General features: G+C 51.0%; 10 protein-coding genes. 1 reads left to right on the plus strand and 9 read right to left on the minus strand.

Going from position 1 to position 12606, the window contains the following annotated elements; translation table 11 throughout:
• Positions 1–100 precede the first annotated feature (100 nt).
• From CRO25_RS16865 to CRO25_RS16905, 9 genes are all read right to left on the minus strand, one after another.
• Complete coding sequence (locus CRO25_RS16865; RefSeq protein ID WP_063568364.1) at positions 101–523, minus strand: RidA family protein; 423 nt, start codon at positions 521–523, stop codon at positions 101–103.
• Between the two features lie 222 nt (positions 524–745).
• Positions 746–1717, minus strand: a complete 972-nt coding sequence (locus CRO25_RS16870; RefSeq protein ID WP_072734887.1) for a D-alanyl-D-alanine carboxypeptidase family protein — start codon at positions 1715–1717, stop codon at positions 746–748.
• Positions 1718–2037: 320 nt separating this feature from the next.
• Positions 2038–2853, minus strand: coding sequence for a hypothetical protein (locus CRO25_RS16875; protein ID WP_079695778.1), 816 nt, complete (start codon positions 2851–2853; stop codon positions 2038–2040).
• 284 nt (positions 2854–3137) lie between these two features.
• Positions 3138–6341 carry a DEAD/DEAH box helicase gene (locus tag CRO25_RS16880; RefSeq protein WP_079695779.1) on the minus strand — a complete coding sequence of 1068 codons (3204 nt, stop codon included), beginning with the start codon at positions 6339–6341 and terminating at the stop codon, positions 3138–3140.
• A gap of 284 nt (positions 6342–6625) precedes the next feature.
• On the minus strand, positions 6626–7066 hold the full coding sequence (locus CRO25_RS16885) for a chemotaxis protein CheW (protein WP_176854689.1): 441 nt from the start codon (positions 7064–7066) through the stop codon (positions 6626–6628).
• Between the two features lie 267 nt (positions 7067–7333).
• On the minus strand, positions 7334–8296 hold the full coding sequence (locus tag CRO25_RS16890) for an ABC transporter ATP-binding protein (protein WP_079695780.1): 963 nt from the start codon (positions 8294–8296) through the stop codon (positions 7334–7336).
• On the minus strand, positions 8293–9270 hold the full coding sequence (locus tag CRO25_RS16895; protein ID WP_072734891.1) for an ABC transporter ATP-binding protein: 978 nt from the start codon (positions 9268–9270) through the stop codon (positions 8293–8295). Before CRO25_RS16895 ends, CRO25_RS16890 begins: the two co-directional genes overlap by 4 nt.
• Positions 9271–9330: 60 nt before the next feature.
• Complete coding sequence (locus tag CRO25_RS16900) at positions 9331–10668, minus strand: M20 family metallopeptidase (RefSeq protein ID WP_256863668.1); 1338 nt, start codon at positions 10666–10668, stop codon at positions 9331–9333.
• 95 nt (positions 10669–10763) lie between these two features.
• Positions 10764–12347, minus strand: coding sequence for an ABC transporter substrate-binding protein (locus CRO25_RS16905; RefSeq protein WP_079695781.1), 1584 nt, complete (start codon positions 12345–12347; stop codon positions 10764–10766).
• 82 nt (positions 12348–12429) lie between these two features.
• Between CRO25_RS16905 and CRO25_RS33410 the strand changes: the two genes are divergently transcribed.
• Positions 12430–12576 carry a hypothetical protein gene (locus CRO25_RS33410; protein WP_179132200.1) on the plus strand — a complete coding sequence of 49 codons (147 nt, stop codon included), beginning with the start codon at positions 12430–12432 and terminating at the stop codon, positions 12574–12576.
• The last annotated feature ends 30 nt before the right edge of the window (positions 12577–12606 follow it).

A 12606-nucleotide genomic window follows, 5' to 3' on the forward strand; every position in this document is an offset into this window, starting at 1 on the left:
TTAATGCAGAAATAACCTTATCCCACGATTCCTCCTTCATGGAGGTTGGGGTAAGGTTATTTCTCGATCCTGCATTTATATATATATGTACGTAATAGCTCTATTCCGTTATTGTTATTTCGGCATCAACTTCAGCTTCTGCTTCAACAATCGCTTCTGCCTCAATCTCCACCATCAGCAAAGGGTCAATGAGTGCACTAACCTCTACCATCGTGGCGACAGGCTGGATCTGACCAAAAAATTCACCATGAGCCTTGCCCACTTCTTCCCACCGGGAAATGTCGGTAACAAACATGCGGGTTCTCACGACATGAGACATGTCTGCTCCCAATTCTTTCAGTGCATTTTCGATGGTCTGCAAAATAAATCTCGTCTGTGCATATGGATCACCTGCTCCAACCACAACACCGTCCTGCATGGCTGTAGTACCCGCAACCTCAATTCGGTTGCCAACACGAATGGCACGGCAATATCCTACAAGCGGCTCCCATGGAGAACCGGTAAACACCTGCTGTCTGTTCATTCTGCTTTCCCTCGCTTTACATGTGATTTGAACTCCTGATTAAACATGAATTATATCAGCCTGCCGACCTGCTGAACAAGCAAATAAAATAGGATATAACTGAATTTAGCTCAAACCAAAAAGCCCCTGAAGTGATCTTCCGTGCCTTGGACAAGGGTGAATCATTCAGGGGCTCTATGAAATTGAGATCCTAGTCTTCAATCAAAAGATGAAGCACCAGGCTTACAGCTTGATATTAGCCTCATCAAAGTATTCTTCAAGTGTCAGTCCACTTTTCACAACATCAGGAGCCAGATCAGTGCCGACATAGCGAATATGCCATGGCTCGTACACATAACCGGTTATCCCTTCCTCACCTTTTGGATAACGGATGATGAACCCATATTCTGCTGCATGCTCAGCCAACCACTGGCCTTCTTTCGATGTGCCAAACACCTCTTCTATGGCATTGCCTACACTTGGACTGGAAACGTCAATCGCTAGTCCGGTCTGATGTTCGCTGTGGCCTGGCACAGAGCTTACACGATCCGTGTATTCTTTACCTTTGGTTTTGACATTGTTGTTATAGATTGAAACCTGACGCTGATAAGAACGATATCCAGATACCGCACGAAGCTCAATGTCGTCCGCTTTGGCACCGGCGAACAGCTTCTCCAACGCCTCAGCAGCTTCCTTGCGCATATGGCGCTTTTCATGCGGACCGTCAAAGGAAAACGGTACGTTAGGCTCAACCAGATCATCCGGCTCATATCCTTCTGGCAAGCTGCGCTGTTTGTTAACGATCACTGTCATCGCTTCTGAATTGGTCACTACCGCTTGTGCATCAATCGTCGTTTGCAGCGCGCTAATGCTGCGTTTCTCCATCAAGGGATCCTCTGCTGTGGCTCCATTGCCTGCGTCAGAAGAACCTTCTCCCCCAGTTGAAGCATTGCCGGAACCACTATCTGTACCTTCATTGTTATTGTCCGAAGATGAGCTGTCATCCCCACCTGTGTTATTGCCATCCTTGCCAGTATCCTCAGTCAAATGAACCGTGGTACCGTCCGACTCTTGCTGTGCGCTTCCTGCTGCGTTCAGATTCTGGTTCTCCTCTGAGCCCGAACCGTCCTGGCAAGCGGATAACAAAGCTCCGCATATCATAAGTGAGGACAGCATAACCGCAACTTGGCGCTGTCGTCCTGTACGTAATTTCATGTAAAAACTCCTATCGCATATTGTAATAATGATTGCAGTATTCGTGCATGTGGGCTTGTCTTCCCCTGCGACAGTATACCTTAAATTGCAGCGAAGCTCCACCGGTAAAGACCTCCTTGAGAGGAGGTCACCCTAAAGATATGCCGGGTGTACAGCTTGTACGGTCGTTTTTTGGACTTTTAGAGCCCTATCCCAAGGTTCAACGCCATAGAAGCGAATTAGAAATGTATATATCCATTTTGGATAAAAAGGATTATGCCGATGCACATCACAAACAAGCGGGGGATGATCTAAGATCTCCCCCCGCTCTGAATGATGCATCATTTGGTTGCCGGGCTGTCCTTCTTCTTCTTTTGGACAGCCTCCCACATCCGCGCAGCTACGCGCTCGCGGATCAATGCCAGCCCTGCGGTGGCAGGCACGCCTGGCAGCAGCGCCGCCAGTTCCGGCGTTGCCGGGGGTTTCCCCGGCTGCGCCAGCCGCACCTTCACGGCGCCGAAACCAGGCCCCGGCTGGTGCATGGCGCCGTCCGCGGCTGCCTCGGCGATCCACTCGCCGACGGCTGCGCCGCCTTCGCCGCCCCGCGCCTGCGGGCGGCCGGCCGTTTCGGCTGCGCGGCCGGGGCCGCTGGGATCATGGGCGAGTTCTTCCGCCCATGATCCCAGCACGCCGGCGAGCAGTGCTTCGCGCGGCAGGCCGGCGTGCGCCAGCTGCAGCAGCGGCTCGGCCGCGAAGCGCGTTGCAACGGCGCGCTCAGCGGCCGCGGCATGCGCGCAGCCCGGGCGGCCGCAGGTGCACGTCGCTGCGCCGCCAGCGCTAAGCGAGCCGCCAGCGGCTGTGCCAAGCTCAGCCTCGCTTGGCGCAGCGGGCAGCAGCCCGGCGAGCTCCGCCGGGGCAGGGCCGCCGCGCAGCAGCGCGTACAGCGCCAGCGGACGCTTGCGCAGCTGTGCCAGCACAGCCTCGCGTTCAGCTTCACTGAACTGCTGCAGCGTGCCTGTTACCGTGAACAAGCCTTCGGCTGATTCAGTCTTGCCCGCGGCGGCTAATACCTCTTTGCTTGCATCAGACGCCGCACTTACTTCTGCTGTCCATCCACCGGGGGACATATGCAGCTCTAGATTCCATTTTTCGCTCACAACAATCCCCCTTCCTATCATTACACTCTGCATGTATGTGAGTGTGTATCTATATATGTTTAACTAAACATTTACACAATAACGGAGAGGACAGAAATAACCTGAAGAAGCAAAGCGTTCGCCTAAAAGCTTTCTGAAAGAAAGCTACATCGGAAGCATACGCTATCCCCGGATTTCCCCTTTTATAAAGGAATTAAAGAAATCTGGGGATAACAGCGATCGGAAGGTTGTTCTGTCATCGGAGTGCCAGTGTAAATATTCATTAGTTGAACTTATATAGCAACTTACAGCCATGTCTCGCCCTGAAGCGAGATCAGACCGCGCAGTTCATCATCCGACATCTCGGTCAACCAGTTCTCACCAGAACCGACCACTTGCTCAGAAAGTGCCTTTTTACTCTCAATCAGCTCATCAATCCGTTCCTCCAGGGTACCCTGACAGATCAGCTTATGCACCTGTACGTTTCGATTCTGCCCAATTCGGAATACCCGGTCTGTCGCCTGATTCTCCACCGCAGGATTCCACCAGCGATCGTAATGAACGACATGACTGGCACGCGTCAGATTCAGGCCTACACCCCCGGCACGAAGAGACAGGACAAACAAGGATGGGCCCTCCCCTTTTTGGAAGGTTTCCACCATATCATCCCTTTGCGATTTCGAAACACCGCCATGCAGGAAATACGGTTCTTCCTCATACCTTTGTGTAAGCCGGGATACGAGCAGTTCCCCCATCGCCACATACTGAGTGAAAATCAGCGCCGACTCCCCGTTGTCACGGATCGCATCCACCAATTCCAGAAGACGTTCCATTTTGCCGGATGCCTCAGCCTTGCCATGTTCCTTCCGGCTGCTGTCCGCCAGCACCGGATGATCACAGATTTGCTTCAGCTTGGTCAGGGATGACAAAACAATTCCCTTACGGGCGATACCGTTTCGTCCATCCAATCCGCCCATTAGATCATCCACCACCCGCTGATACAGAACGGTCTGCTCTGGTGTCAGGGAACAATAGGATTTCAGTTCCAGCTTCTCCGGTAGATCTTTGCGGATATCCGGATCACTTTTCAGCCTGCGCAGCATAAAAGGCGATACAAGCCGATGAAGTTCACGCAAAGAAGCTGCATTTTCTTCGGATGGGCCCAGTCCGGTATAGCGCTGGCGGAATGAAGAAGCCGTACCCAGATACCCCGGATTGAGGAATTGGAAAATGGACCACAGTTCGCTTAGTCGATTCTCCACTGGCGTACCCGTCATCGCTATGCGATGCGGCGTAGACAGACGCATGACGCTTTGCGCTTGCTTTGTACGATAATTTTTAATATATTGCGCCTCATCCAGCACAACGGTAGACCAGTGCAACGAAGCCAGATCCGGGCCATCCCGGCCAGCCAGATGATAGGTCGTCAGCACAATATCATGGGACTGCGCTTCTGCCTGGAAGGCATTGCCGTGCAACCGTTGTCCGCCATGGTGAATATATAACGACAGATTCGGGGCAAACCGCTTCAGCTCACGCTGCCAGTTCCCAAGCAGCGAGGTAGGGCACACAATAAGTGCAGGCAGATGCGCATCATGCACGTGCGGCTGTTCAACGTTCGCGGATTCTTCTTCCATCCCCATAAACGCTTCGTGCTCACGTGCTTCCTCCGCCGCGGCTTGCTGTTCCTCATGTTTCAAGTCCAGCAGGCAGGTAATAACCTGAATCGTTTTCCCCAGTCCCATATCATCGGCAAGACATACTCCGAACCCAAGCTCACGCATGGCGGATAACCATTGGTACCCGCGCTCTTGATAAGGTCTCAACTCGCCATGCAGCTCTGCCGGAACCTGCCGAGGCTCAATACTGCGGAGCACCTGTCCGTCGAGCAAAAAGGATAGCAGCCCCTCGGATTCCGCACCAAAGACGGAAAGCCCCTTCCATGCCGTATCTTCGCCTTCTTCCGCTGCCAGATGCAGCCATTCGGAGAGTGGCATATATTGTTCTTCTTCTTTTTTCATATAACGCAGAACCTGACGAATCTCTTTTGTATCCACTTCAATCCATTCGCCGCGGAACATCACATAAGGTACCGTTGCTTCTGCAAGGGCAGCCAGCTCCTCCGCCGTAACAGGTTTTCCGTCCAGCATCGGTTCTGCCTTAAAGGCAACCAGCTGCTCCATACCCAGTGCAGACGGGGCCCCAACCGGTCTTTCTATTCCACGATTGAGCATTTGCAGACGTAGTCCAGCGCGGCGTTTCCCTGCACGGCTCCAGCGGGAAGGCATTAACACGGTTACTCCCGCCTTCTGCAGACGAGGCACAGCGTAGGTCAAAAATTCAAAAAAGGCTTGCTGTTCCAGCTTCATTCCTTCCGGTCGTGCATGAAGAAGCGCCGTTTCCAGCTCCGGTGCCAGTTCTGATGCATGCCCCAGCGCCATCAGGAGCTGTTCTGCAGCTGAAATATAACGTACTTTGCCTCGGTCCAGATCTCGTTCCGGATGTGCCCAGATCGTACGTGCAGGCAATCTCAGGCCAGATTCCTGCACACTGTCTGCCCAGAAGGTAATCCCCCACAATGATTCATGATCACCAAGGGGCGGTTCCAGCCGCAGTACCAGCTTCAGCTCACCTTCCGTAGGAGCCGTTTCTTCACTGCCTACCACGGGTTTCGCTGTACCGCCAGCTTCTTGCAGCGTTACAATGAGTTCTGCCATTTCCTCCGTAGGTCCCTGCACCGTCACCGGGCGGAACATCGAGATCAGACTATTCCACCACAGCTCTGCTACCGGAGAGGACCCACGCCGGAATGGCGTGCGGTAACGAGACAGCTCACTGTCCATGCTTTCCATCTCACCCGTGACAACCGCATGAATCATCCCGCTCATAAATGAAAATAATACGGCCGCTCCCGCTTCCTCCCGTGATTCCGGTTCAGAAGATGCGTATGCTCCGGGAGCAGACAATCCGATCGGCGGCATAGATTCCGCCAACTCCCGGAATCGTTCTACATCCGCTTCCTGCAACAGACGTGGACGCCATACACCTGTCAGCGTTTCCTGTCCGGTGCGACGACGCGCCCCCGTCTTGGCCGCAAACTCAGCGGACGGAGCAAATTCTCCGCGCAGCAGCAGTTCCTGTGTAAACTGTGCTGCTTTTACCCAGTAGCGAATCTCTTCTCCGGCCTGAATTCCTGCCGCATTCAATATACTGTCGTCCCAATGGAGCAGCAGCTTGAATGTATCTTTGGGCGAGATTGCGAGCCCTTCCAACGTCCGTCCGAGCAATTGACGTCGCTTCGTACCCTTCGCTTCCGCGGCATTACGCATCGGATTGGGCCAACGAAGCTCCGCAAGACGCAGAGCGGCAGGCTGAAACAGACGACCCCCGTCGCCAAAATTCAGCTTCCGTACCACGTGGCTCCACGCATCCACACGTGGTTCCGATGTTTCACCGGAAAAACAAAAAAATACGTCACCAAGCCATACTCCATACAGCGATTGCATCATTACAGTCTCCCGTCATCCCTTCGCATTGTTACTCTCCATCATATACGAAAATGCTCGGATTTAAAAACTTTTACGGATAAAAAGTGCTACATTACTTCAAAAAACCATCTTCAAACCACTTCATACTATATTATGTATGCCTGTTAAAAGGTGAAACACACCGCGTCATTGCATTAAGGATAAGGTGATCACAATAAAAAATGCCCCTCATCCCCACAAAGGGGTAAGGAGCATTATTATAATCAAGCGGTTATGTGCTTTGTATATAACATTTCAGAGTGCGTTTACTGCGATTTGGTTAAATTACCGAGCAATACATCCAAATTAAGAATACCGGCTTCATGATCGTCATTGTGTGCGATTTCCTTAAATATTCCCGTTGTGTAACGACGATATTCTTCTGTAGGCTCTTCAAACCGATCATACATCACCACGGAATCCACGGAATCGACGACGAGCGGTACATAATCGTCGTGGTACGGCACAACAATGATACGAGTGGAAGGTGTAGTCTCCTCGTCAGGCAAGCCGAGCAGGACGCGTACACTTACAACAGAGACCACTTTGCCGTACAAGGGCGTGAAACCCTTAATCTCAGGACTGCCAAAAGGAACGGTGGTTACTGGGAGCATTTTGATAATTTCATGAACTTCATCAATACGAAGCGCACAAATCTGATTTCCGACCGAGAAATTAATGTATTGAATTTGAACTTCCTCATCCATAGATGTTTTCATACCCTTCTTGTCTTCAGTTTCAATAGAAGCTTTTTTATAGTCATCTTGATCGTGAATAATTACATTTCATGTTGCATTCTCTGTGTTTATATCGGTTGAAGGGAGAAAAATTTTTACCCATTTCTTAATATGTAGATGCTACCGTCAGAAATAAAGACAGCAGAGAAGATAAAAAAAGAAAAACGCAAACAGAACCCAAGTAAACTGGAGTTTGTTTGCATTTTCTGATCGTATTTTTCAGTTCAAATAATCACTCTAATACAAATGACATGCCACCTGACGTCCTGGTGAAATCTCCCGCAGCTCCGGAATAACGGAGCGGCATTCGTCCTTCACATACGGACAACGAGTATGAAACGTGCAGCCGGACGGTGGATTTTCCGGATTGGGCACATCGCCACCCAGGACGATCCGTTCCTTTTGCACATTCGGATCAGGAACCGGAACAGCGGACATCAATGCTTTGGTATATGGATGCAGCGCCTCGGTGAACAGTTCGGAGGTGGGGGCAAGCTCGACCACTTTGCCCAGATACATGACAGCCACACGATCACTGATGAACTTAACAACGGACAGGTCATGAGAGATGAACATATACGTCAGTCCGAATTGTTCCTGTAGATCCTGCATCAGATTCAGCACCTGTGCCTGAATCGACACATCCAGCGCTGACACGGGCTCGTCACACACAATGAACTTGGGATTCAAAGCGAGAGCACGGGCAATCCCGATCCGTTGGCGTTGTCCACCCGAGAACTCGTGCGGAAAGCGGTGTGCCTGATAGGGGGATAATCCGACCACTTCCATCAGTTCTTCGATTCGGCTTTTCAACTCGTTTTTTTTTAGATTATGGTGGGTGAGCAGCGGCTCCTCCAGTGTGCGCTGTACCGTCCAGCGCGGATCCAGTGAAGCGTATGGGTCCTGGAACACCATCTGCATATCCGTACGGAAACGGCGCAGCTCTTCTGGCGGAAGCTTCCGTACATCCTTGCCTTCGAAGAACACCTCGCCATCCGTCGGCTCAATCAGACGCAAGATGGCACGTCCCATGGTGGATTTTCCGCAACCGGACTCTCCAACCACAGCGAGTGTTTCCCCGCGCTCCACAGACAGCGTTACACCATCGACGGCTTTGACGGCACCGACCTGTTTGGAGAACAGGCCCTTGCGGATAGGATAATGCTTCTTGAGGTTTCTGACTTCCAATATCGCACTCATATAATCCCCTCCTGTTGCAGCAGACAGCGACAGCTATGACTTGGTGCTGTCTCCAGTAATTCAGGTTGTATTGTCTCGCACCGTGCTTCCTTCACCGGACAACGAGGAGCAAAGCGACAGCCGGACGGCATATGGGCGGGGTTCGGTACCTGACCTGGAATAGATTGAAGACGATCCTGATCACCCGCAAGCTGCGGCAGCGAAGCCAAAAGACCGCGAGTATATGGATGCTTGGGATCGGCAAAAAGGGTTTTGACATCCGTCTCTTCCACCACTTGCCCGGCATACATCACCATGACGCGATCACACATCTCAGCTACAACACCAAGATCATGAGTGATCATCATGATTGCCATATTCTCCGTCCGCTGGAGGTCACGCATCAAGTCCAGAATCTGTGCCTGGATGGTCACATCCAGGGCTGTTGTTGGTTCATCTGCGATGAGCAGCTGCGGGCTGCATACCATCGCCATGGCGATCATCACCCGTTGGCGCATGCCACCTGAGAGCTGGTGCGGGTATTGTTCTGCAATTTTGTCAGGACGGGGAATGCCGACTTTGCGAAGCATATCAACCGACCGTGCCCAAGCCTCTTTTTTGCCCAGCTTCAGATGGTATCGTGCCGCTTCCGAGATTTGTTTGCCGATTTTGAATACCGGATTGAGTGAGGTCATCGGCTCCTGAAAAATCATAGCCATTCGGTTACCCCGAATTCGGCGAATTTCACGCCCAGACAGCTTAAGCATGTCTTTCCCCTGGAAACGGACTTCCCCTGACGCCACGCGGCCGATCTTTTTGGGGAGCAGCTGCATGATCGATAACGATGTAATACTTTTCCCGCATCCCGATTCTCCGACAATACCCAGCGTTTCACCCTGCCGTATGGAAAGACTGATCCCGTCCACGGCACGGATTACGCCTGCATCCGTGATGAACTCTGTCCGCAAATCCGAAACTTCGAGCAGTTCAGTCATGTTGTTCCCCTCCCATGCCATTACGTTCTGAACCTTTAACTTTGCTCCTTTTAAAAAGAATTAGCGCTTGGACGTCGTGGCTTCTTCGGAAGCCGCACCATTCAAATTCTTCAATGACGTCTCATCTTCCATACCTTCCACGCCCAAATATTTAAGCGCGCTCAGCGCGTATACTTTAGCGCACTGGATAATCTGCCATACAGGTGCTTTTTCATTAAAATTATGAATCGTGGACAGCTCTGCCGGACCATATTGCAGTACCGGAATCTGATGATTACGGAAGTGGCGTGCATCGCTGGATGCCCATTGCAGCACACCGTAAGCCTCTTCGCCGCTCACTTCACTGATACTCTCCACCAGTTGGCTCACAATTGGTTCATGCGCTGGAGTCCAGTTTGCGTTGCCCTGGAAGCCAAACGGCTTTAGCTCCGACTCTATTCCTGCTTCAAGCAGAAGTGAGCGAGCACGGTCCAATACATCGCGGTAATCCACACCAAATGGAACACGGGAGTCCACCTGGACAGTGCACCGATCCGCTACCACATTCACCTTGGTTCCACCCTGAATCGAACCGATATTCACTGTTACATGGTCGAACACCTGATAGGCCAGACCTGCCTTCTCCCGATCACGCGCATATTCCTGCGAGATGCGGATAATATCCTTCACCTCTTCAGGGATGTCTGGCTTGATGTCCCATAGACGCTGCAATGCTTCAATGCCTTTGGCTGCCTTCACAATCGCATTATCGCCTACAATGGGTTGAAGACTGCCATGACCCGGTGTACCTTCCACCGTAAACTCAAACCAGCAGCTCCCCTTTTGTCCAATGGTTGGATGCTGCGGGCTGGATGGCTCTGCAATTACTGCGGCAGTTCCGGTTGCAAGACCACGTTCCAGAACCCAAGGTACTCCCAGGTCACCGCCTGTTTCTTCATCCGGAACAATCATTAACGACAGATCTCCGCGCAAAGGCACATTCAACTTTGCCAGAATAACCGTCGCAAAGATTAAGCCGGCAAGCCCACCTTTCATGTCGGATGCCCCGCGTCCAAGCATATATCCGTCCTTGATTTCACCGCAGAACGGATCAAAATCCCAACGAGAAAGATCCCCGGCTGGCACAACATCCGTATGACCACAAAAAATCAGATGTTTGTCTGACTTGTCCGCACCTTCTCCGTTCAACGTGGAGATCAGGTTAAACATCGTTTCCGTTGCCGCGTGTACTTTGGTGTCGATTCCGGCCTGATGAAGATATTCGATAATAAAAGCGCTGATCTCACGTGAATCCCCTGGAGGGTTCTCCGTCGGAAAACGAATCAGTTGTGAACAGAGCTCCAGTAATTCATCTTGGCCTTCCTCGATTGCATCAAGTACCTTCCTTTTCCAATCCATCCTGTTCAGACTCCCTTCAATATGGGCTGTATTGTGGTCAGTACGAATCGTCAGAAGACAGGCATGACTGCCTGTCCCCCAAATCGTCCGTTCGTTTACTGCTCTTTGCTAAGTGGGTAGAAACGCAGAACCTCATCCGGGTAATACACGTATCCGCTGACCTTGTTATTCATGCCGACAACCCGGTTGTATTCATATAGATACGCCCATGGCGCTTCTGTCGTAATAATCTCCTGTGCCTTCATGTATAGCTCGTTGCGTTTCGCCTGATCCGGTTCGGCGCCTGCTTCTTCCCACAGTTTGTTAACTTCCGCATTATTGTAATGAATGTAGTTGGAAGAGCCTTCACCGTAGAGCAGGAAGCCCAAATGGTATCCAGGATCGTTAACAAAAGAAGTCCATTTGGAAATGTAAGAGACTAAATTCCCGTCTTTTTGTTGTTCCAGGAACTGCGCACGAGCAACTTTGTTAATGTTCATTTTGACACCGATCTTGGCCAGTTCTGCTTGAATCAGAACCGCATCATACTCCCAATCGTCAAATCCGGAACCGAGTGTAAAGTCAAAGCTGAACCCTTCTGCATAACCTGCTTCTTTCAACAATTCCTTGGCTTTGTCCAGATTGTACTCGTACACATAGCCTGCATCGGTAAAACCTGGTGTGTTACTTGCTACAGCACTCTTCATCTCTTTGGCCTGACCATACATGACATCGTTGATCAATTGGTCATAAGGGATCGCATAGTTGATGGCCTGACGCACTTTTTCATTATCAAACGGTTTGACATTGTTGTTCATCGCGAAGAACAAAATGCGGTTACTCGCATTCGACTTGATGGTCAAATTACTGTTCTCCTGCAAAGCTGCAACATCTTTTGGAGGAATCTCGATAGCCATGTCCACGTCACTCTTGTTCAACAGCAGAACACGGTTGGAGGCTTCCTTCGTGAATTTCAGCGTGACTTTGCTAAGTTTCGGTGCTCCCTGCCAGTAGTCGTTGTTGGCCTGGAAGACCGCTTCACTGGCCGGGTCCCATTTTTCAAGTGTAAACGGGCCTGATCCCGCAGCATTTGTTTTCAGATAATCGTCACCTTTTTCCTCGACCAACTTCTGGTCCACAATGGAGAAGGTATACATGGCAATGATCTGGGTGAACATGTGGTTTGCTTTATTCAGTACGATCTCGACGGTGGAGTCGTCCTTTGCGGTCACGCTCTTGATGTCGGCCATTCCGTATAGAAAGCTGCCGGAGCTGGACTTGGATACACGGTCAAAAGAGTACACAACCGCATCCGCATTGACCGGATTTCCACTTTGGAATTTCAGACCGCTTTTGATTTTGAACGTATACGTTGTATTGTCATCAGACAATTCCCAGCTCTCGGCGAGCATAGGCTGAATATCCTCCGTGTTGGCTACATCAGCACCATCCACCGTTTTGACACCATAGGTTACCAACTGGTCATAGGTTGCCAGTACCAATGTATCCGAGGTCAGGTCATTCGCCTCCGCCGGGTCCATCGTGGTTCCACCTTCAGAGTAAGCAACCGTCAGTGTTGGCGCGGGTTTTGTTTCCTCTCCTGAGCCGGATGCCGCAGGTTGCTGGTTGGCATTACTGGCACAGCCACCAAGAACAACGGTAAGAGCAATCATTGCAGAAAACCATTTGAGCTTTTTCATTTTTAGTTTCCTCCCCTTTTTGAACCAGTCTTATGATGTGTTACTGTAAAACGTTGCAGCTTTTATTAGACAAAGTAAATGCGTGGACCAGTACCTTGGAAAGCAAATTACCCATTTCCTGATACCAACCACAGCAGCATTCAATCTGCCTACTGCCGGTGATGGAACCTTGCCTGCCTTTATTTCAGGCATTCCCCGCAAGTTGGTTCCACCATCCAGCTATCTATGAATCGGTTCTATAGGGACCGATGACACTAAC

Origin of the sequence: Paenibacillus sp. RU5M (genome assembly GCF_900221055.1) — a bacterium.
Taxonomy (GTDB): Bacteria; Bacillota; Bacilli; order Paenibacillales; family Paenibacillaceae; genus Paenibacillus; species Paenibacillus marchantiae.